Origin of the sequence: Allobosea sp. TAF32 (assembly GCF_052113585.1) — a bacterium.
In the GTDB taxonomy this organism is placed as follows: domain Bacteria; phylum Pseudomonadota; class Alphaproteobacteria; order Rhizobiales; family Beijerinckiaceae; genus Allobosea.
This window is the reverse complement of record NZ_JBFRDM010000001.1, coordinates 105341-126749: the sequence shown is the minus strand read 5'-3', so window position 1 is coordinate 126749 and position 21409 is coordinate 105341. Positions and strand designations below refer to the sequence as shown.

Genomic DNA, 21409 nt, shown 5'->3' with positions numbered 1-21409 from the left:
GCCTGCAGGCAGCCAAACGGCCGCAGGGCCGCGTCCTGATGACCGCGCGCTGGGTCGTCGGCCACAAGGACGGGCGCCATCGTCTCTACGAGAACGGCGAGGTCGTGTTCGAGAACGGCGCAATCGTCTTCGTCGGCCACGGCTTCCCCGGAGAGATCGGCAGGCGCATCGACTATGGCAATGCCCTGATCGGGCCGGGCTTCGTCGATTGCGACGCACTCTCGGACCTCGATACGACGATCATCGCCTATGACAATCAGCCGGCCTGGAAGAAGGGCCGGGTCTGGCCGCGCAGCTATCTCGAGGCCGGCCCCTACGAGATGTATACCCGCGAGGAGCTGGCCTTCCAAAAGCGCTATGCCTTCGCCTCGCTGATCCGCAACGGCATCACGACCGCCCTGCCGATCGCCTCGCTGTTCTACCGCGCCTGGGGCGAGACGGTGCAGGAGTTCGAGGATGCCGCGCAGGCTGCCGCCGATCTCGGCCTGCGCGCCTATCTCGGCCCGGCCTATCGCACCGGCAACCAGATCGTCGAGACCGATGGGCGCGTCGTCACCCACTATGACGAGGCGCGCGGCCTCGCCGAGCTCGACGCCGCCATCGACTTCGCCAAGCGCCATGAAGGCGCGGCCGGAGGCCTCATCCGCGCCATGTTCGCGCCCGACCGGGTCGAGACCTCGACCGCCGAGCTGCTGCGCCGCACCGCTGCCGCCTCGCGCGAGCTCGACGTGCCCTTGCGGCTGCATTGCTGCCAGTCGAAGATCGAATACGACCTCGTCCTCGCCCAGCACGGCATGAGCCCGCCGGAATGGCTGGAGAGCCTCGGCTTCCTCAGCGAGCGCTGCCTCCTGCCGCACGGCACGGTCGTCTCCGGCAGCAGGCTGATCGATCGGCCCGGCCGCGATCTTGAGATCATCCGGGATTCCGGCGCGAGCATCGTCCACTGCCCCCTGGTCTCTGGCCGGCACGGCAATGCCATCGACCATTTCGGCCGCTACCGCGCCATGGGGCTGAACATCGCCATGGGCACGGATACCAGCCCGCCGGACATGGTGATGAACCTTCAGACCGGCATGATCCTCGCCCGCACCATGGCGGGAAATGTCGCCGCCGTGCGCTCGGAGGACTATTACGACGCAGCGACCATCGGCGGCGCGGATGCGCTGCAGCGCCCCGATCTCGGGCGGCTCAAGCCGGGTGCGCGGGCCGACATCACCGTCTTCGAGCTCGACCGGCCCCATAGCGGCCAGGTCATCGACCCCATCCAGACGATGATGCTCACCGGCCATGGCCGCGATTTCGCGACGGTGGTGATCGACGGGCGCTTCGTCATGGAAAACCGGGCAATCGCTGGCCAGGACGAGGCTGCGGACAACGCCCGCGCCCAGAAGCAGTTCGAGGGCGTCATGGCGCGTTATCCCGAGCGCACGCTCGGCCACCCGCCGATGAGCGAGATCTTCTCGTCGAGCTACGCGATCGAACGCAGCGAGGCCATCGCATGACCGCTTCCGCCGCCGCGCCTCTCCTGTCCGTGCGCGACCTGCGCATCGTCTTCGACGGCCGCCACGGCCCGTTGACGGCGCTGGACGGCATCAGCTTCGACATCGCGCCCGGGGAGATCCTCGGCATGGTCGGCGAGTCCGGTGCGGGCAAGTCGCTGACGGGCACCGCGGTGATCGGTCTGCTCGATCCGCCCGGGCGCGTCGCCGGCGGCGAGATCCATCTCTCGGGCCAGCGCATCGACAACCTGCCGGCAGAAGCGATGCGCAAGCTGCGCGGGCGGCGCATCGGCGCGATCTTCCAGGACCCGCTGACCTCGTTGCATCCGCTGCTCAGGGTCGGCGACCAGATCGTCGAGACGATCATGACCCATCTGCCGGTGAGCCGGGCGCAGGCCCGCAAGCGGGCGCTCGATCTGCTCAAGGAGGTCGGTATCCCCGCCGCCGAGTCGCGTATCGACGCCTACCCACACCAATTCTCGGGCGGCATGCGCCAGCGCGTCGTCATTGCGTTCGCGCTTTGCGCCGAGCCCTCGCTGATCATCGCCGACGAGCCGACGACCGCGCTCGATGTCTCCATTCAGGCGCAGATCACCACGCTGCTGAAGCGGCTCTGCCGCGAGCACGGCACGTCGATCATGCTGGTCACCCACGACATGGGCGTGATCGCCGAGACGGCCGACCGGGTCGCCGTGATGTATGCCGGCCGCATCGTCGAGATGGGGCCGGTCGAGGAGGTCGTGCGCCGCCCGCGCCACCCGTACACCGCCGGGCTGATGGCCTCGATCCCCAGCGTCCACGCCCGCCACGAGCATCTCAACCAGATCGACGGCGCGATGCCGCGCCTCAACGCCATCCCGCCCGGCTGCGCGTTCAATCCGCGCTGCGGCCGGGCCGAGGCCTTCTGCCGGGACCACAAGCCGGGCCTGCCGGTGATGGGCCATGCCGCAGCCTGCCATTTCCCGCTGAAGGAGGCGGCGCATGCGTGAGCATATGGAAGCCCCTATCGCGAGCCCTCATCCTGAGGAGCCGCGCGGCGGCGTCTCGAAGGATGTTCCGGTGCGCTCTGAGGCATCCTTCGAGACGCAAGCTGCGCGTGCGCCTCAGGACGAGGGCTCAGTTGGCCGATCGTCTGGGGGAGGCAGCGATATCATTCTCGACGTCGCCGCGGCGTCCTGCCGCTTCAATGTCTCGGCGCCGGCCCTGTCCCGGCTGTTCTCGAAGGAGCCGCGCCGCATCCTGCGCGCGGTCGAGAACATCTCCTTCACGGTGAGGCGTGGCACCACCTTCAGCATCGTCGGCGAGTCCGGCTGCGGAAAGTCGACGCTGGCGCGCATGGTCGTGGGGCTGCAGCGTCCGACCGAGGGCAAGCTCAGCTTCCGCGACATCCGCCGCGGCGATGGCTCGTTCGGCCCGCCGCGCGTGCAGATGATCTTCCAGGACCCTTATGCCTCGCTCAACCCGCGCTGGCGGGTCGGGGACATCATCGCCGAGCCGATCCGGGAGCTGAAGCTCAGGCCCGACGAGACGGCGGTCCAGCAGCGTGTCGGCGATCTACTGGAGGTCGTTGGCCTCTCCCGCACCGATGCGAGCCGCTACCCGCATGCCTTCTCCGGAGGCCAGCGCCAGCGCATCTCAATCGCACGCGCGCTCGCCACCGAGGCGGATTTCCTCGTCTGCGACGAGCCGACCTCGGCGCTCGACGTTTCCGTGCAGGCGCAGATCCTCAATTTGATGGTCCGGCTGCAGAAGCAGTTCGGGCTGACCTATCTCTTCATCAGCCACAATCTCTCGGTCGTCCGGCACATGTCGGACGATCTCGCCATCATGTATCTCGGCCGCTTCGTCGAGGCGGGGCCGGCTGAGGACGTTTTCACCAACCCGCGCCACCCCTATACGCGGCTGCTGCTCGACACGATTCCCGATGTCGAGCGGCCGAACCGGGAGCGCCGGCCGATGTCCGGCGAGGTGCCGAGCCCAATCGCCCCGCCGCCGGGCTGCAGCTTCAACCCGCGCTGCTCGCGTGTAGCCGAGCGCTGCCGGGCCGAGCGGCCGGAGTTGCGGATGCTGGGCGACGTCCGCGTCGCCTGCCATTATGCCTGACCGGCCAGGCGTTGTTCCCGGGCACCGCGGAACCCATGAACGCAACACCCGTCATGGTCGGGCTTGTCCCGACCATCCACGTCTTCGCTGGTCGAGGGCAGTGTTCAAGACGTGGATGCTCGCCACAAGGGCGAGCATGACAGCACGGCTCGTGAAACTCAGCCGACCAGCGTCGCTTCCAGCGTGATCGGCGCCTTGAACAGCTTCGAGACCGGGCAGCCGGCCTTGGCCTTGCCGGCCAGCGACTCGAACGTCGCCTGGTCGGCACCCGGCACCTTACCCTTGAGCGTCAGGTGGATCGCGGTGATCGCATAGCCGTCGTCGAGCTTGTCCAGCGTCACGCGCGCGCTCGTGTCGAGCGCATCGGCCTTGAGATTGGCTTCGCCCAGAATGAGCGAGAGCGCCATCGTGAAGCAGGCCGCATGCGCTGCGCCGATGATCTCCTCTGGGTTGCTGCCGGGCTTGCCTTCGAAGCGGCTGGAGAAACCGTAAGGGTAGGCGCTGAGCGCGCCGCTCTCGGTCGAGATCGTGCCCTTGCCGTCCTTGATGCCACCTTCCCAATGGGCCGAGCCGGTCCTGTTGATCGCCATGACGCTATCTCCTGTTCTGGTTGGGGTGGATATGCTGCGGCTGGAAAGCTACCCTTCGATAACGGTTTCGGGGCGCCTCGGGTTCACTTGCTGGTGACCGGCACTCGAAGGCGGCGAAAAATGTGTTCGAATGGGATGATCATAGCGGGAAAGGCAGGATAGGTAAGTCGGCTTCCAGCCCATCCCGGACATCGGCCTGGGTCAAATCCGCAAATGCGGCTTCGCAGCGAAACGATTGAACATAGTTCGCAACGGGAGACAGGAAGATGAGAACGATTCAACGGGCATGCCTGTTTATCGCCATCGGGATGTTGCTGTCGGGCTGCGCGGTGACAGAATATCGGAGCCCGGAGCTTGCTTCCGTCTGTGCCGTTCCGGTCAATCGAACCATCCAATCCGCATACTGGCTTGACTGCCAGTCGTTCTATTCGTCCTCAGACCCTTATCTTAGCCACTATTAGGCGCCGATCGGGCGCTGGAACCGGCGTGCGCGTGGATCGTGTCTCCGCGGATGAGCCGCCTGTCATCCAATAGGGAAGCCCGCACCGATCGCTCGATGCGGGCCAGGTGTTTGCGGTGCGCTCAGCGGAACAGAGCCAGCGATTTCGACAGCGTGATCCAGACGCCCCAGGCGATCGGCAGGCCGACCACTGCCCAGGCGAGCAGGGCCGTGCCGTCGAAGCCGCCCTTGCCGATGCCGTAGGAGCCGTAATGCGTGGTCGCGGTGGCATTGGCGGTCTTCGCCTGCAAGGAGGCGACCTCGGCATCCTTCATGAACCACTTCGCCGCGACGGGGCGGATCAGCAGGTTGCATATGAAGCCGAGCACCAGCATGCCGGCGAGGATGTACATGGTGCGGTCATAGACCTGCGCGCGCGGCACGCCGGCATTGATCTGCGCCTCGCGGATATAGTTCACGACGACCGGGCCGATGATGCCGGCGGTCGACCACGCCGTCAGCAGGCGGCCATGGATCGCGCCGACGAACTGCGTGCCGAACATGTCGGCGAGATAGGCCGGCACCGTCGCGAAGCCGCCGCCATACATCGACAGGATGATGCAGAAGAAGCCGACGAAGAGCGCCAGCGACCCGGCATGCGCCGCCCAGGGCGAAAGCGCGTAGAGCAGGATGCCGAGCCCGAAGAAGGTGGCATAGGTCAGCTTGCGGCCGAGCTTGTCCGACAGCGAGGCCCAGAAGAAGCGCCCGACGATGTTGAACAGCGAGAGCAGCCCGACGAAGGCCGCCGCGATTGTGGCGATCTGCGTCTTCTGCCCGGCGTCGAGGGCGGCGAAGCCGATCTCCGGCTTCCCGATGAGTTTGCCCGCGAAGATCTCCTGCAGCATCGGCGAAGCCATGCCGAGCACGCCGATGCCGGCGGAGACGTTGAGGCAGAGCACGGCCCAGATCAGCCAGAACTGCGGCGTCTTATGCGCGTTCTTCAGATGGACATGGCCCGAGGTGATCATGGCGTTCTGGGTCGCGGGCGGCGTCCAGCCTTCCGGGCGCCAGTTCGACGGCGGCACACGGTAGCCGAAGGTGCCGGCCATCATGAAGACGAAGTAGATCGCTGCCATCGCGACGAAGGTCTGCCAGACGCCGACCGAGGCGGGCGTCTTGAAATAATTCATCAGCATGTCCGCCAGCGGCGAGCCGATCATCGCGCCGCCGCCGAAGCCCATGATCGCCATGCCGGTCGCCATGCCGCGCCGGTCCGGGAACCACTTCACCAGCGTCGAGACCGGCGAGATGTAGCCGAGGCCCAGGCCGATGCCGCCGATGACGCCCGAGCCGAGCCACATCATCCAGAGCTGGTGCCAGTAGACGCCGAGCGCCGAGATCATGAGGCCGCCGCACCAGCACAGGGTCGAGACGAAGGCCGCCTTGCGCGGGCCGACGCGCTCGAGCCACCCGCCCCAGATCGCGGCGGAGGAGCCGAGGAAGACGAAGAACAGCGTGTACATCCAGCCGAGATCGGCGACCTTCCAATCGCAGGCCGTGGTGAACAGCGAGGCGACGAGGCCGACATCGGCGGCGCAGGCCACCGGCTTGGTGATGCCGATCGCCTGGCTGAGCGGCAGCCAGAACACCGAGAAGCCATAGGCCATGCCGATGCAAAGATGGATGCACAGGGCGGCCGGCGGCACGAGCCAGCGGTTGAAGCCCGGTTTGGCGATGGTTCGTTCGCGGTCGAGCAGGCCGATGCCGCCCCCGATCTGTCCGATATCCTGTGCGACGCTCATTCCCCGTTTCCTTTCCCCATGGCTTCGCCGTTCGGGCCGGGTAGGTTCCCGGCTCGTTGAATTGCTCCGCGCACCGCTCTGGCGGCGCCTTGCTTGCTAACCGCCGCGCCCCGGCCTGATCCGCGGCAGGGCGCGCCGCAGCAGGGGCGGGAGGTCCTCCGGACAAGTGGCGAAGGCGGCGAGGAAGTCCCCGCGCATGCGCCCGGTCCAGAACTGGTTGATGTGATCGGCGACGGAGGCGGCCGCCTCCTCTTCCGGATAGGCCTTGAAGAAATCCGCGATCTGCCCGGCCATGCGCCGGAGCTTCGCGATGTTCTCGTCGTGATGGTCGCCTGGGGCGTGCCCGGTCGTCAGCGCAGCCTCCATCATTGGGCGATGGTCTCGGGCTCGGGCGCGAGCGCCCCGGTGAAGACGATGCAGCCGTCGCGCCGTGCGACAGCGGCGAGCGTCAGGCCGAGATGCCGGGCACGCTCGATCGCGAGCGAGGTCGGCGCGGAGATCGCGACCAGCGTTGCCGCGCCGAAGATCGCGGCCTTCTCGACCATTTCGAAGGAGGCGCGGCTGGTGACGAGCAGGAAGCCGTCGCTGGCATCCGCCCCGGCGCGCAGCCGCGCGCCGATCAGCTTGTCGAGCGCGTTGTGGCGGCCGACATCCTCGCGAACAGCGAGGATCGCGCCGTGGAGATCGCACCAGGCTGCGGCATGGACGGCGTGGGTGAGCTGGTTCAGCGGCTGACGGCGGTCGAGCGCGGCCAGCGCAGCTTCGACCGCCGAGGCGGGTACGGCGCGCGAGGCTCGCGTCGCGGCATCGGCCATCGGAATCTCCTCGATGGTCTCGACGCCGCAGAGTCCGCAGGAGGTGCGGCCCGAGAGATTGCGCCGCCGCGCCAGATGCTCGCGGAAGCGCCCGGGCGCGAGCTCGACCGTGACGACGACGCCCTCGTCTTTCGCCTCGACGGCGATGCCGCGGATCTCGGAGGCCTCCCGGACGACGCCCTCGGTCAGGCTGAAGCCGGTGACGAAATCCTCGAGATCGGACGGGCTCGCCATCATCACCGCATAGGGCATGTTGCCGTAGACGATGTTGATGGGAGTCTCGACCGCGACCTCGATCTCGCGCCCACACTCCGGCGCCGCGCCGAAGCGCAGCGGCTGCGCCTTCACGGCAGCCGAGGCCGGCGGCTGGGCGGGCGGGTTATCGGGCGGGTTATTCTGCGGCATCGGGCAGGCGCTCCGCGATCCGGCGCAGGGTCACGTCCTCCTCGAAGTTCTTCTCCTGCCAGGCCGACCAGGCGTTGGTGCGGCGCACCTCGACGGCGGTGACCTTGTATTCCGGGCAGTTCGTCGCCCAGTCCGAGAAGTCGGTGGTGATGACGTTGGCGCCGGTCTTGGCGTGGTGGAAGGTGGTATAGACCACGCCCGGCTGCATGCGCTCGGAGATTTCGGCTCTCAGCGCGATGTCGCCCGAGCGGCTGGCGAGCGCGACGAGATCGCCGTCGCGGATGCCGCGGCTCTCGGCGTCGAAGGGGTGGATTTCCAGCACGTCCTCGTCATGCCAGGCGCCGTTCTCGGTGCGCCGCGTCTGCGCGCCGACATTGTATTGCGAGAGGATGCGCCCGGTGGTGAGCAACAGGGGGAAGCGCGGGCCGGTCCGTTCCTCGGTCGGGACATATTCCGTGATCATGAACTTGCCCTTGCCGCGCACGAAGCGGTCGACATGCATCAAGGGCGTGCCGGTCGGCGCCTTGTCGTTACAGGGCCACTGCACCGAGCCGAGTTTCTCCAGCTTGTCATAGGAGACGCCGGCGAAGCTTGGCGTCAGCCGCGCGATCTCGTCCATGATCTCGCTCGGATGGCTGTAGCCCATCTCGTAGCCGAGTGCCCGCGCAAGATCGATCGTGACTTGCCACTCGTCCTTGCCGGAAAGCGGCGCCATCACCTGCCGCACGCGGTTGATGCGCCGCTCGGCATTGGTGAAGGTGCCGTCCTTCTCCAGGAAGGAGGCGCCGGGCAGGAAGACATGGGCGTATTTCGCCGTCTCGTTCAGGAAGATGTCCTGGATGACGACGCACTCCATCGCGGCGAGCCCCGCCGTGACATGCTTGGTGTTGGGGTCGGACTGGGCGATGTCCTCGCCCTGCACATAGAGGCCCTTGAACGTGCCGCCGACCGCCTCGTCCAGCATGTTGGTGATGCGCAGGCCCTGCTCGGGATCGAGCGGCACGCCCCAGAGCATCTCGAAGACCTGGCGGGTCGAATCGTCGGAGACGTGGCGATAGCCCGAGAATTCGTGCGGGAACGAGCCCATGTCGCAGGAACCCTGGACGTTGTTCTGCCCGCGCAGCGGATTGATGCCGACGCCGTCGCGCCCGATATTGCCGGTCGCCATGGCCAAATTCGCCATCGCCATCACCGTGGTCGAGCCCTGGCTGTGCTCGGTGACGCCGAGCCCGTAATAGATCGCGCCATTGCCGCCGGTGGCGTAGAGACGCGCCGCGGCGCGGACATCGGCCGCGGGCACGCCGGTATATTGCTCGCTCGCCTCGGGCGAGTTCTCCTCGCGGGCGACGAAGCGGGCCCAGTGCTCGAAATCGCCGAGGTCGCAGCGCTCGCGCACATAGGCCTCGTCGATCAGCCCCTCGGTGACGACGACATGGCTGAGCGCGTTGAGCAGCGCGACATTGGTGCCGGGGCGCAGGGGCAGGTGATAATCCGCCTTGATGTGGGGCGACTGCACCATGTCGATCCGGCGGGGATCGGCGACGATCAGGCGGGCGCCCTCCCGAATGCGCTTCTTCATCCGCGAGGCGAAGACCGGGTGGCCGTCGGTCGGGTTGGCGCCGATGACGAGGATGACGTCGGATTTGGCGACCGACTTGAAATCCTGCGTGCCGGCCGAGGTGCCGAGCGTCGTCCGCAGACCGTAGCCGGTCGGCGAATGGCAGACGCGGGCGCAGGTATCGACATTATTGTTGCGGAAGGCGGCGCGCACCAGCTTCTGGACGAGGAAGACCTCCTCATTGGTGCAGCGCGACGAGGTGATGGCGCCGACCGATTCACGGCCATACTTCGCCTGGATGCGCTTGAATTCCGAGGCCGCGTAGTTGATCGCCTCTTCCCATGACACTTCGCGCCATGGGTCGGTGATCTCTGCCCGGATCATCGGCTTGGTCATGCGGTCGGTATGGGTCGCATAGCCCCAGGCGAAGCGGCCCTTCACGCAGGAATGGCCCTCGTTAGCCTTGCCGTCCTTGTAGGGCACCATGCGGATGACACGGTCGCCTTGCATCTCCGCCTTGAACGAGCAGCCGACGCCGCAATAGGCGCAGGTCGTGACCACGGAGTGCTCCGGCTGGCCGTGCTCGATGACCTTGTTCTCGATCAGCGTCGCCGTCGGGCAGGCCTGCACGCAGGCGCCGCAAGAAACGCATTCCGAGCCGAGGAAATCAGTCGGTCCCGCCGCGACGCGAGACTCGAAGCCCCGGCCCGTGATCGTCAGCGCGAAGGTGCCCTGCACCTCCTCGCAGGCGCGCACGCAGCGATTGCAGACGATGCATTTCGAGGGGTCGTAGGTGAAATACGGGTTAGAGATGTCCTTCGCGAGCCAGTTCTCGTTGACTGCGCCGTCCTTGCCTTTGGCGAAGATGTGGTTCTCGCCCTCGTAGCCGTAGCGCACCTCGCGCAGGCCGACCGCGCCGGCCATGTCCTGCAATTCGCAATCGCCATTGGCCGAGCAGGTCAGGCAGTCCAGCGGATGGTCGGAGATGTAGAGCTCCATCACGCCTTTGCGCAGGCCGGAGAGGTTCTCCGATTGGGTACGCACGACCATGCCCTCTTCGGCCGGCGTGGTGCAGGAAGCCGGCGTGCCGCGCCGCCCCTCGATCTCGACGAGGCAGAGCCGACAGGAGCCGAAGGGTTCGAGCGAGTCGGTGGCGCAGAGCTTGGGGATCTTGGTGCCGAGGCTCATCGCCGCCGCCATCACCGAGGTGCCGGCCGGCACCGTGACGCTCTGGCCGTCGATGCTCAGCGTCACCGTCTTCTCGGAGAGCCGGATCGGCGTGCCGTAGTCGATTTCCTTGATCAGGCTCATCTCAGCCTCCTCACTCGGCCGCCAAAGGCAGCGGAGGACGGTCGAAATCCTCGGGGAAATGGTTGAGCGCGCTGAGCACCGGCATGGGCGTCAGCCCGCCCATGGCGCAGAGCGAGGCGTCGGTCATCAGCTTCGAGAGATCGCGCAGCACGGCGATGTTCTTCGGCACTTCTGTGCCGGAGATAATGCGGTCCATCGTCTCGACGCCGCGCGTCGCGCCGATGCGGCAGGGCGTGCACTTGCCGCAGGATTCCTTGGCGCAGAATTCGAAGGCGAAGCGCGCCTGCCTGGCCATGTCGACGCTGTCGTCGAAGACGACGATGCCGCCATGGCCGAGCATGGCGCGCATGGAGGCGAGCGCCTCGTAATCCATCTGCACGTCGAGCTGTTCGGCCGTGAGATAGGCGCCGAGCGGCCCGCCGACCTGCACCGCGCGGATCGGCCTGCCCGACAGCGTGCCGCCGCCCATATCCTCGATGATCTCGCGCAGGCTGATGCCGAAGGCGAGCTCGATCAGCCCGCCGCGCTTGACGTTGCCGCCAAGCTGGATCGGCAGCGTGCCGCGCGAGCGGCCCATGCCGTAATCCGCATAGGCCTGCGCGCCATGGTTCATGATCCACGGCACGGCCGCGAAGGACAGCACATTGTTGACGACGGTCGGTTTGCCGAACAGACCCTGTAAGGCCGGCAGTGGGGGCTTGGCGCGGACGATGGCGCGCTTGCCTTCCAGGCTTTCGAGCAGCGAGGTCTCCTCGCCGCAGATATAGGCGCCTGCGCCGAGCCGTACCTCGAGATGGAAGGCGTGCTCCGAACCAAGCACCGAGGCGCCGATCAACCCCGCCGCTTCCGCCTTGAGGATCGCGCGCTGGAGCATGCGATGGGCGTGCGGATATTCCGAGCGCAGATAGATGTAGCCGCGTGTCGCACCGACCGCGATGGCCGCGATCGCCATCCCCTCGATCGTGAGATAGGGGTCGCCTTCGAACAGCATGCGGTCTGCGAAAGTGCCGCTGTCGCCCTCGTCGGCATTGCAGACGATATATTTCTCCTCGGCCTTGGCGTCGTGCACCGTCTTCCACTTGATGCCGGTCGGGAACCCCGCCCCGCCGCGTCCGCGCAGTCCAGAGGCTTTCACGGCCTCGACGATCTCGCCGCCGGTCATGGCGAGCGCCTTCTTCAGCCCGATGAGGCCGCCATGGGCGCGATAATCCGCAATCGACAGCGGGTCGATGACACCGACGCGCTCGAAAGTCAGCCGCTGCTGGCGCTTCATCCAGTCGAGCTCTTCGGTCTTGCCGAGGCGCAGTGCATGCGCCCCGCCGGCGATCAAGCCGGCATCGAAGAGCGAAGGCACATCCTTGGCCGCGACCGGCCCGTAAGCGATACGCCCTTCCGGCGTCTCGACCTCGACCAGCGGCTCCAGCCAGAGCATGCCGCGCGAGCCGTTGCGGATGATCTCGACGGAAAGCCCGCGCGCGGCCGCTTCGCTGGCAGCCGCCTGCGCGACGGCTTCTGCGCCGACCGAAAGGGCGGCGGCGTCGACGGGGATGAAGATGCGAACCGGGGCGGCGCTCATCATTGCGCCTTTCCGTGCTGGCAGAGCCCGGCGATGCGGGCAGCGTCGATGCGCCCGATCAGTTCGCCATCGACCAGGGCCGAAGGCCCGAGCGCGCAATTGCCGAGACAATAGACCGTTTCGACCACGGCGTCGCCGGTGTGGTGGTCGTCGACCGTGATGCCGTGCTCGGCGGCGAGCTCGGCGACGATCTTTTCGCAGCCGAGCGACTGGCAGGCTTCGGCCCGGCAGAGCTTGATCACGCGGGCAGGCTGCAGCGCGGTCTTGAAGTCGTGATAGAAGGAGATCGCGCCATGGACCTCGGCGCGCGACAGGTTCAGCGCCTCGGCGATCAGCGGCACGGCCTGCGGGTCGACATAGCCGAACTCGTCCTGCAGGGCATGCAGCATCGGCAGCGTGGCGCCTTCCAGATGCGCCAGGCCGGCAATGAGCGTGCGCGCGTTGTCCTGATCCCAGGCCGGATAACCCGCCATCTTTCCTCCATCGGCCCGGTTCGCCGGGCGCTCCTTGTCGGAAAAGGTGGGGTATCCTGGAATGATTTCAAATCGTTTGTTTCAACTGCATGATAGTTTTTAGCTATCAAACCTGCGCGATTGCTGGGCCTCGCGGCCAAGCGAGCCGACGCGGCGGTCCAAAAATTTCGCAATCAAGCAATTTTGCGCCGCACAATGCTGCGGTGCTTCTAAGACGATAGGCTAGGTCTATCGCACGATGGGCCGCCGCGGCAGCCGCGCATCGGTCACCGGCTTCGTCATCATCAGCAGGTTGCGGGCGAGTGGCGCGACGGGCTGACGGTCCGCCACGATCAGCCCGATCGTGCGCTGCGCCTCGGGCTCGACCAGCGACAGCGCCCTGGTGCCGAGCGGCACGCCGAAGAATTCCAGCAACTGCAGCGAGACGATGCTGGCGACGCCCTGAATGCCGGCATGGGAGCACAGGTTGAAGATCGAATTGGTCTCGATGACCGGGCGCGGCGCCGTGCCGACCGAGCGGAAGATGCCGTCGATGATGCGCCGGTTCTGCATGTCGCCGGTGAGCAGGCAGAGCTTATGCTCGGCCGCCTCGGCCCAGGTGATGGTGTCGCGCGCGCCCAGCGGCCCGTCCTCGCGCGTCAGCAGCACATATGATTCCTGATAGATCGGCTTGGAGATCACCCGGTCGAGCGGTTCGTTGTCGAGATAGGTCAGCCCGACATCGAGCTCGAAATCGTCGATGCCCTGTTGAATTTCCTGCGAAGTCAGGGAGAGCACCGTGAGCGATACCGCCGGGTAGCGATCCGAGAAGGGCGCGGTGATATGCGCGATCATCGGCAGCGCGGTCGGGATCGCGCCCAGCCGGATGCGGCCGGAGACGCCCTCGCGCAGTTCGGCGATCGAATCCTTCATCACCTCGGCTTCGGCCAGGATGCGCCTGGCATGGGCGAGCACGACCTCGCCTTCCTTGGTGAAGCCCTGGAAGCGCCGGCCGCGCTCGACGATCATCACGCCGAGTTCTTCCTCCAGCTGCACGATCGCGGCCGAAAGCGTCGGCTGCGAGACATGGCAGGCCTCGGCCGCGCGGCGGAAATGCTTCTCGCGGGCGAGCGCATCGAGATAGACTAACTGGCGAATGATCATGGTGTCGTTTCGGAAGCGGCGGAGAGCGCCGCGCGCCCGAGCATCGGCAGCTTGCGCGGGCGATGCAAGCGCGGCGGTTGCATCCGTGCAAACAGCCTGTTGCTGCCGGGGCAACGCCTGGAGAATTGCGCTGCGGCAATCTCGATCCTAACTCCCTCAGGCCGGGATGGCCGGCAGGCAAAGGGTCGCGTCGCGGCCTCGGGATGATCATGGCACAGGACCTGGAATTCGGACTCGACACCTTCGGCGACGTCACCAACGGGGCGGACGGCAAGCCGCTGCCGCATGCGCAGGTGATCCGCAATCTCGTCGAGGAAGCCGTCCTGGCTGACAAGATCGGCATCGATTTCATCGGCGTTGGCGAGCATCATCGCGCCGATTTCGCGGTGTCCTCGCCCGAGACGGTGCTGGCCGGCATGGCCACGCGCACCAGCCGCATCAAGCTCGGTTCCGCCGTCACCGTGCTGAGCTCGGACGATCCGATCCGCGTCTTCCAGCGTTTCTCGACGGTCGATGCGCTCTCGAACGGGCGCGCCGAGGTCATCCTCGGGCGCGGCTCCTTCACCGAGTCTTTTCCGCTCTTCGGTCTCGACCTGCGCGATTACGAGAAGCTCTTCGAGGAGAAGCTCGATCTCTTTGCCGGCCTGCTGCCGCAGGAACCGCTGACCTGGCAGGGCTCGATCCGCCCACCGCTCAAGGATCAGCTCGTCTACCCGCCGGTGGAGCATGGCCCGCTCAAGACCTGGATCGGCGTCGGCGGCAGCCCGGAATCGGTCGCGCGTGCGGCGCGCTACGACCTGCCGATGATGCTCGCCATCATCGGCGGCGATCCGCTGCGCTTCAAACCCTATGTCGATCTCTACCATCGGGCTTATGGCCAGATCGGCAAGCCCGCGAAGCCGGTCGGCGTGCATTCGCCGGGCTATGTCGCAGCGACCGACGAGCAGGCCAGGGAGGAGTTCTTCCCGGCCTTCAAGGCAAACCGCGACCGCATCGGCGCCGAGCGCGGCTGGCCGCCGATGAGCCGGGAGGATTTCGAGCAGGAGGTCGCGCGTGGCTCGCTCTATCTCGGCTCGCCCGAGACGGTGGCGCGCAAGATCGCAGCGACCGCCAAGGGGCTCGGCATCGCCCGATTCCAGCTCAAATACAGCGCCGGGCCGCTGCAACACGAGCGGGCGATGGAGTGCATCCGGCTCTACGGCGAGAAGGTCGTGCCGTTGGTGCGGGAGATGTTGGCGTAAGAGGCCTGTCGGGCTCTGGTACCGCGGCGCTGTTTCCTTCTCCCGGATGGGAGAAGGTGGCCCGGAGGGCCGGATGAGGGCCCGCGCTCACCGCCGAGGGCGAAACGGCACCGCTCCGTTTTAACAAGCAGCGGCAGGCCCTCACCCCTGCCCCTCTCCCATCCGGGAGAGGGGTTCCCCGCGCCTGTCATCGACGACACCGCTCACCCCACAACCTTCAACGGATCGACCGACAGCGTCCGCTTCAGCGCCCTGAGACCGAAGGTCGTCCGTGTCTGGCGCACGCCGGGGATGCGGTAGATCGTTCCGCGCAGGAAGCGCTCGTAATGGTCGGTGCCGCTGACCACGACCTTGGCGAGATAATCGTACTCGCCGGTCACGAGATGCGCCTCGACCACCTCCGGCGCGCGGCTCAGCGCTTCGCCACACTGGTCGAGCACCTTGTCGTCATGCTTGTCGAGCGTGATCTCGACGAAGACGATATTGTTGTAGCCGAGCGCCTTGTGGTCGAGCAGCGCGACATATTTCTCGATCGCGCCGGACTCCTCCAGCCGCTTCACCCGCGTCCAGCAGGGCGAGGGCGAGAGCCCGACCTTCTCGGCCAGTGCCTGCGTCGTCAGCCGTCCGTCATCCCGCAACGCAGCGAGAATCTTGCGATCGATCAGATCCAGAGCAGGACCGTTCTGGCTCTTTTTAATCATCGGCGGATCATTCTGCGTTGGGTAATTCTTACAGAAATATCTTCTGCCGGATTTTGTCGAAGCCGGCAAATTCGGAAGGAACCTCCGGGGCGGCACCGCTAGCGTTGGTTGCAAGGGGAACGATCGCAGCGCCGGCTGCGTTCGCCGCTGCATCACGGCCGGGCGCGAGAGGCGCTTGCGGGATGCGCGCGAAGGCGGAATGCTGGCGGCGACAGGGATGGAGGCGCTCATGAGCAGCGACAAGGCAGGCCAGGCGCCGGCGGCAACCCAGCCACTGCAGTTCCATGTCCCCAAACCGGCGAGCCGTCCCGGCGAGAAGCCGGACTTCTCCCATGTCGTGATCCCGAAGGCGGGCTCCGTCGCCCGCCCGCCTGTTGATGTCGATCCCAAGGACATCCGCGACCTCGCCTATTCGATCATCCGCGTGCTCGACCGCGAAGGCGAGGCGGTTGGCCCCTGGGTGCCCGATCTCTCGCATGAGGACCTGATCCGGGGCCTGCGCCACATGATGACGCTGCGCACCTTCGACGGGCGCATGCAGATGGCGCAGCGCCAGGGCAAGACCTCGTTCTACATGCAGCACACCGGCGAGGAGGCGGTGAGCTGCGCCTTCCGCATCGCGCTCCAGCCCGGCGACATGAATTTTCCGACCTATCGCCAGGCGGGCCTGCTGATCGCGAACGACTACCCGCTCGTCTACATGATGAACCAGATCTACTCGAATGAGCGCGACCCGCTGCGCGGCCGGCAATTGCCGATCATGTATTCCTCGAAGGAGCACGGCTTCTTCTCGATCTCGGGCAATCTTGCCACCCAGTTCGTCCAGGCCGTCGGCTGGGCGATGGCCTCGGCAATCAAGCAGGACACCCGCATCGCCACCGCCTGGATCGGCGACGGCTCGACCGCGGAATCGGATTTCCACGCCGCGCTCGTCTTCGCCTCGACCTACAAGGCGCCCGTGGTGCTCAACGTCGTCAACAACCAGTGGGCGATCTCGACCTTCCAGGGTATCGCCCGCGGCGGCTCCGGCACCTTCGCGGCCCGCGGCCTCGGCTTCGGCATTCCGGCGCTGCGCGTCGACGGTAACGACTACCTTGCGGTCTATGCGGTCGCGCAATGGGCGATCGAGCGCGCCCGCCGCAATCTCGGCCCGACGCTGGTCGAATACGTCACCTACCGCGCCGGCGCCCATTCGACCTCGGACGATCCTTCCGCCTACCGCCCCAAGCATGAATCCGACGATTGGCCGCTGGGCGATCCGCTGATCCGGCTGAAGCAGCACCTGATCGCGGTCGGCGCCTGGACGGAGGAGCGCCACAAGCAGGCGGAGGCCGAGATCCTCGCCACCGTCATCGCCGCGCAGAAGGAGGCCGAGAGCTTCGGCACGCTGCATTCCGGCGGCAAGCCTTCGGCGCGCGACATCTTCGAGGACGTCTATGCCGAGCTGCCGCCGCATCTGCGCCGCCAGCGCCAGCAGATCGGGGTGTGACGATGGTTTGCGACGAATTCCACCGCGTCATTCTCGGGCGAAGCGAAGCGCAGACCCGAGAATCTCAGGACGCGAAGGCTCTGGCTTCCGAGATGCTCGGTTCAAGCCCGAGCATGACGCCCTGCAACGCCCGCAACGTCGTCATCGGAGCCCGCTGAGCATGGCCAGGATGACGATGATCGAGGCGATCCGCTCCGCCATGGACGTCTCCATGGGCCGCGACGACGATGTCGTGGTCTTCGGCGAGGATGTCGGCTTTTTCGGCGGTGTCTTCCGCTGCACGCATGGGCTTCAGCAGAAATACGGGGTGTCGCGCTGCTTCGACGCGCCGATCAGCGAGGCCGGCATCGTCGGTACCGCGATCGGCATGGCGGCCTATGGCCTCAAGCCCTGCGTGGAGATCCAGTTCGCCGACTACATGTACCCGGCCTACGACCAGATCGTCTCGGAAGCCGCTCGCCTCCGTTACCGCTCGGCCGGCGATTTCACCTGCCCGATGGTGATCCGCATGCCGACCGGTGGCGGCATCTTCGGCGGCCAGACCCATAGCCAGAGCCCGGAAGCGCTGTTCACCCATGTCTCCGGCCTGAAGACCATCGTCCCGTCCAATCCCTACGACGCCAAGGGCCTGCTGATCGCCGCGATCGAGGACCCTGATCCGGTGATCTTCCTGGAGCCGAAGCGGCTCTATAACGGCCCCTTCGACGGCCATCATGACCGCCCGATCACGGCCTGGTCGAAGCATGAACTCGCGGAGGTGCCGGAAGGCCACTACATCGTGCCGCTCGGCAAGGCGGTGACGCGGCGCGAGGGCAATGCCGTCACCATCCTCGCCTATGGCACCATGGTCCATGTCGCGCTGGCGGCGGCTGAGGACACCGGTATCGACGCCGAGGTGATCGACCTGCGCACCCTCGTTCCCCTCGATCTCGAAGCGATCGTCGCCTCGGTCGAGAAGACCGGGCGCTGCATCGTGCTGCACGAGGCGACGCTGACCTCAGGCTTCGGCGGCGAACTCGTCGCACTGGTGCAGGAGCACTGCTTCTACCATCTGGAGGCGCCGGTGATGCGCGTCACCGGTTGGGATACGCCCTATCCGCATGCGCAGGAATGGGACTATTTCCCCGGCCCCGCCCGCCTCGGACAGGCGCTGCTAGATATCATGGAGGCACGCTGATGGGCGAGCGCATCATCAAGCTGCCGGATGTCGGCGAAGGCATCGCCGAGGCGGAGCTGGTCGAGTGGCACGTCAAGGTTGGCGACATCGTCCGCGAGGACGATCTGCTCGCTGCCGTGATGACCGACAAGGCGACGGTGGAGATTCCCTCGCCGGTCGAGGGCGAGGTGACCTGGGTCGGAGCCGAGGTCGGCGACACCGTCGCGATCGGCTCGGCCATCGTGAAGCTGAGGGTCGCGGGCGCGGGTGCCGCGGCAGAGGAACCCGCGGAAGAAGCGCCCGCCGAGAAGCCGGCTCCGGCTCCTGTCGCTGCTCCGCCCAAGGCCGAAAAGCCAGCCGCGTCGGCTGTTCCAGCCAAGCCGGCTGCTCCGCCTCCGCCGGCTCCCAAGCCCATGCGCGCCGACGCAGCCCCCGCCCAGCGCCGCGCTCCGGGCGAGAAGCCGCTGGCGTCGCCGGCCGTGCGTCTGAAGGCGCGTGAGGCCGGCGTCGACCTGCGCCAGGTGCCGGGCACCGGCCCAGCCGGCCGCATCACCCATGAGGATATCGACGCCTTCCTGCTGCGCGGGCCGGAGCCGGTCCGGGGCGGCGGGCTCGTCGAGCAGAGCGCCGTCACCGAGGTCAAAATCGTCGGCCTGCGCCGCCGCATCGCCGAGAAGATGGCGCTGTCGAAGGCGCGCATCCCGCACATCACCATTGTCGAGGAGATCAACGTCTCGCCGCTGGAGGATTTGCGCGCGACGCTGAACAAGAAGCCGACGCCCGAGCGGCCGAAGTTGACGCTGCTGCCCTTCCTGATGCGCGCCATGGTCAAGGCGCTCGCCGAGCAGCCGGCGCTGAACGCGCTCTATGACGACGATGCCGGCATCGTGCGCCAGCATGCCGCGATCAATATCGGCATCGCCACGCAGACGCCGACCGGCCTGATCGTGCCGGTGGTGAAGCATGCCGAGGCGCGAGACCTCTGGGGCTGCGGCATCGAGCTCGCCCGCCTCGCCGAGCGCGGCCGGCAGGGCAACGCGACGCGCGACGAACTGACCGGCTCGACCATCACCATCACCTCGCTCGGCGCGCTCGGCGGCATCGCGACGACGCCGGTGATCAACTACCCGGAGGTCGCCATCGTCGGCGTCAACAAGATGGTCGTGCGCCCGGTCTGGGACGGCACTACCTTCGTGCCCCGCAAGATGATGAACCTCTCCTCCAGCTTCGACCATCGCGTGATCGATGGTTGGGACGCCGCCGTCTTCGTGCAGCGGCTGAAGGAGCTGCTGGAGAACCCGGCCACGCTCTTCGTGGACATCTGAGGGGCGTGCCATGACAGAAATCACCTGCAAGCTCCTCGTCATCGGTGCCGGCCCCGGCGGCTATGTCTGCGCCATCCGCGCCGGCCAGCTCGGCGTCGACACCGTCATCGTCGAGAGCACCAAGCTCGGCGGCAGCTGCCTCAATGTCGGCTGCATCCCCTCCAAGGCGATGATCCATGTCGCCGAGGAATTCGAGAAGGCGGCTGACGCCGCCGCCGGCAAGACGCCTTTCGGCCTGACCGCGGCCGAGCCGAAGCTCGACCTGAAACAGGCCGTGGCCTGGAAGGACGGCATCGTCCAGCGCCTCAACAACGGCGTCGCCGCCCTGCTGCGCAAGGCCAAGGTCAAGATCGTCCATGGCAAGGCGCGTTTCCGCGACGGCAAGACCGTCGTGGTCGAGACCGAGACCGGCCCGAAGACGATCCAGGCCGAGGCCATCGTCATCGCGACCGGTTCCGTCCCAGTCGAGCTGCCCTTCCTGCCTTTCGGCGGCAATGTCATCTCTTCGACCGGCGCACTCGCGTTGACCGAAATGCCGAAGCGCTTCGTCGTGGTCGGCGGCGGCTATATCGGGCTGGAGCTGGGAACGGCCTTCGCCAGAATGGGCAGCAAGGTCACGGTGGTCGAGGCGCAGGACAAGATCCTGCCGCTCTACGATGCCGAGTTGACCGGCCCGGTCGCGAAGCGTCTGACCGGGCTCGGCGTCGAGGTGCTCACCGGCGCCAAGGCGCTCGGGCCAACCGCGAAGGGCGATGGCCTGCGCATCGAGACTGCCGATGGCACCGAACGCAGCCTGCCGGCCGACAAGATTCTTGTCACGGTCGGCCGCAAGCCGGTCACCGGCGATCTCGGCCTCGAAAACCTCGTCCTCGACATGGACGGCCGCTTCATCCGCATCGGCGAGCGCTGTGAGACGGCGATGCGTGGCATCTATGCGATCGGCGACGTCACCGGCGAGCCTATGCTGGCCCATCGCGCCATGGCGCAGGGCGAGATGGTGGCGGAGATCATCGCCGGCCTGCCGCGTGCCTGGGACAAGCGCGGCATCGCGGCGATCTGCTTCACCGATCCCGAGATCGTCTCGGTCGGCCTCTCGCCGGAGGAGGCCAAGCGTGCCGGCCATGAGCTCAAGATCGGCCAGTTCCCCTTCGCCGCCAATGGCCGGGCCATGACCCGCCATGGCGAGGCTGGCTTCGTGCGGGTCGTGGCGCAGGGCGGCAGCGAACTGGTGCTCGGTATCCAGGCGGTCGGGCAGGGCGTTTCGGAGCTCTCGGCCGCTTTCGGGCTCGCGATCGAGATGGGGGCGACCCTGCAGGACATCGCCGGCACGATCCACGCCCACCCGACGCTGGGCGAGGCCTTTCCGGAGGCCGCGATGAAGGCGCTGGGACACGCGCTGCATATTTGAGGGGACCGGCGCTCCTCTCCCTAAAAGGGCGCGGGTCATCCCGGCCGGAGCGCAGCCCAGAGCCGGGATCCATTCCGGAGCGCCCCGCCGTCATGCTCGGGCTTGACCCGAGCATCTCCTGCCGGAGGAGGCTTTTGTGCCTCACCTGCCAGAGATTCTCGGGTCAAGCCCGAGAATGACGCTCTGCATTGGTCTCGGCCTTCGGGGCTCTTCGCTAAGGCGAGCGCCGCAATCACTGGTTCTTGGTTCTCACAGACCACGCCATCCCGCGACCGATCCGCGCAGGCAGTCAGCTAAGATGCATACAATCTTGACATTGTCTTCATCGAAGAAGATCTGAAAGGCGACGCCGATCGAACGGCGCCGTCCCGAGGA

17 protein-coding genes are annotated in these 21409 nt (G+C 66.8%); 8 read left to right on the top strand and 9 right to left on the bottom strand.

Going from position 1 to position 21409, the window contains the following annotated elements; genetic code table 11:
• The first annotated feature begins 38 nt into the window (after positions 1-38).
• The 3 genes from AB4Z16_RS00530 to AB4Z16_RS00520 are packed head-to-tail and all read left to right on the top strand — an operon-like array spanning position 39 to position 3602.
• Positions 39-1502, top strand: a complete 1464-nt coding sequence (locus AB4Z16_RS00530) for an amidohydrolase family protein (RefSeq protein WP_441510093.1) — start codon at positions 39-41, stop codon at positions 1500-1502.
• Positions 1499-2488: an ABC transporter ATP-binding protein gene (locus tag AB4Z16_RS00525; RefSeq protein WP_441509367.1), complete on the top strand. Its 990-nt coding sequence runs from the start codon at positions 1499-1501 to the stop codon at positions 2486-2488. Before AB4Z16_RS00530 ends, AB4Z16_RS00525 begins: the two co-directional genes overlap by 4 nt.
• Positions 2481-3602: an ABC transporter ATP-binding protein gene (locus AB4Z16_RS00520; RefSeq protein WP_441509366.1), complete on the top strand. Its 1122-nt coding sequence runs from the start codon at positions 2481-2483 to the stop codon at positions 3600-3602. The genes AB4Z16_RS00525 and AB4Z16_RS00520 overlap by 8 nt, the downstream gene beginning before the upstream one ends.
• A gap of 158 nt (positions 3603-3760) precedes the next feature.
• On the opposite strand, the gene AB4Z16_RS00515 is transcribed toward AB4Z16_RS00520, so the two are convergent.
• The 8 genes from AB4Z16_RS00515 to AB4Z16_RS00480 form a co-directional block, all read right to left on the bottom strand.
• On the bottom strand, positions 3761-4192 hold the full coding sequence (locus AB4Z16_RS00515) for an OsmC family protein (protein ID WP_441509365.1): 432 nt from the start codon (positions 4190-4192) through the stop codon (positions 3761-3763).
• Between the two features lie 582 nt (positions 4193-4774).
• Positions 4775-6433 carry an OFA family MFS transporter gene (locus AB4Z16_RS00510; protein WP_441509364.1) on the bottom strand — a complete coding sequence of 553 codons (1659 nt, stop codon included), beginning with the start codon at positions 6431-6433 and terminating at the stop codon, positions 4775-4777.
• A 96-nt stretch (positions 6434-6529) separates the two neighbouring features.
• Positions 6530-6802: a formate dehydrogenase subunit delta gene (locus AB4Z16_RS00505; protein WP_441509363.1), complete on the bottom strand. Its 273-nt coding sequence runs from the start codon at positions 6800-6802 to the stop codon at positions 6530-6532.
• Positions 6799-7653, bottom strand: a complete 855-nt coding sequence (gene fdhD / locus AB4Z16_RS00500) for a formate dehydrogenase accessory sulfurtransferase FdhD (protein ID WP_441509362.1) — start codon at positions 7651-7653, stop codon at positions 6799-6801. Before fdhD ends, AB4Z16_RS00505 begins: the two co-directional genes overlap by 4 nt.
• Positions 7640-10522, bottom strand: a complete 2883-nt coding sequence (fdhF, locus tag AB4Z16_RS00495; protein WP_441509361.1) for a formate dehydrogenase subunit alpha — start codon at positions 10520-10522, stop codon at positions 7640-7642. The genes fdhD and fdhF overlap by 14 nt, the downstream gene beginning before the upstream one ends.
• Before the next feature lie 10 nt (positions 10523-10532).
• Entirely contained in the window at positions 10533-12101 is a 1569-nt protein-coding gene (locus AB4Z16_RS00490) for a formate dehydrogenase beta subunit (protein ID WP_441509360.1), read from the bottom strand.
• Positions 12098-12571, bottom strand: a complete 474-nt coding sequence (locus AB4Z16_RS00485; protein ID WP_441509359.1) for an NAD(P)H-dependent oxidoreductase subunit E — start codon at positions 12569-12571, stop codon at positions 12098-12100. The genes AB4Z16_RS00490 and AB4Z16_RS00485 overlap by 4 nt, the downstream gene beginning before the upstream one ends.
• A gap of 228 nt (positions 12572-12799) precedes the next feature.
• On the bottom strand, positions 12800-13714 hold the full coding sequence (locus AB4Z16_RS00480; protein WP_441509358.1) for a LysR family transcriptional regulator: 915 nt from the start codon (positions 13712-13714) through the stop codon (positions 12800-12802).
• Between the two features lie 209 nt (positions 13715-13923).
• On the opposite strand from AB4Z16_RS00480, the gene AB4Z16_RS00475 reads away from it, so the two are divergent.
• On the top strand, positions 13924-14955 hold the full coding sequence (locus AB4Z16_RS00475; protein WP_441509357.1) for an LLM class flavin-dependent oxidoreductase: 1032 nt from the start codon (positions 13924-13926) through the stop codon (positions 14953-14955).
• 203 nt (positions 14956-15158) lie between these two features.
• Here AB4Z16_RS00475 and AB4Z16_RS00470 read toward each other — a convergent pair whose 3' ends face one another.
• Entirely contained in the window at positions 15159-15656 is a 498-nt protein-coding gene (locus AB4Z16_RS00470; protein ID WP_441509356.1) for an Lrp/AsnC family transcriptional regulator, read from the bottom strand.
• Between the two features lie 229 nt (positions 15657-15885).
• On the opposite strand from AB4Z16_RS00470, the gene AB4Z16_RS00465 reads away from it, so the two are divergent.
• The 4 genes from AB4Z16_RS00465 (at position 15886) to lpdA (ending at position 21034) form a co-directional block, all read left to right on the top strand.
• Positions 15886-17145: a 3-methyl-2-oxobutanoate dehydrogenase (2-methylpropanoyl-transferring) subunit alpha gene (locus AB4Z16_RS00465; protein WP_441509355.1), complete on the top strand. Its 1260-nt coding sequence runs from the start codon at positions 15886-15888 to the stop codon at positions 17143-17145.
• 160 nt (positions 17146-17305) lie between these two features.
• Positions 17306-18322, top strand: coding sequence for an alpha-ketoacid dehydrogenase subunit beta (locus AB4Z16_RS00460; RefSeq protein ID WP_441509354.1), 1017 nt, complete (start codon positions 17306-17308; stop codon positions 18320-18322).
• Positions 18322-19626: a dihydrolipoamide acetyltransferase family protein gene (locus AB4Z16_RS00455; RefSeq protein WP_441509353.1), complete on the top strand. Its 1305-nt coding sequence runs from the start codon at positions 18322-18324 to the stop codon at positions 19624-19626. Before AB4Z16_RS00460 ends, AB4Z16_RS00455 begins: the two co-directional genes overlap by 1 nt.
• A 10-nt stretch (positions 19627-19636) precedes the next feature.
• On the top strand, positions 19637-21034 hold the full coding sequence (lpdA, locus tag AB4Z16_RS00450; RefSeq protein ID WP_441509352.1) for a dihydrolipoyl dehydrogenase: 1398 nt from the start codon (positions 19637-19639) through the stop codon (positions 21032-21034).
• The last annotated feature ends 375 nt before the right edge of the window (positions 21035-21409 follow it).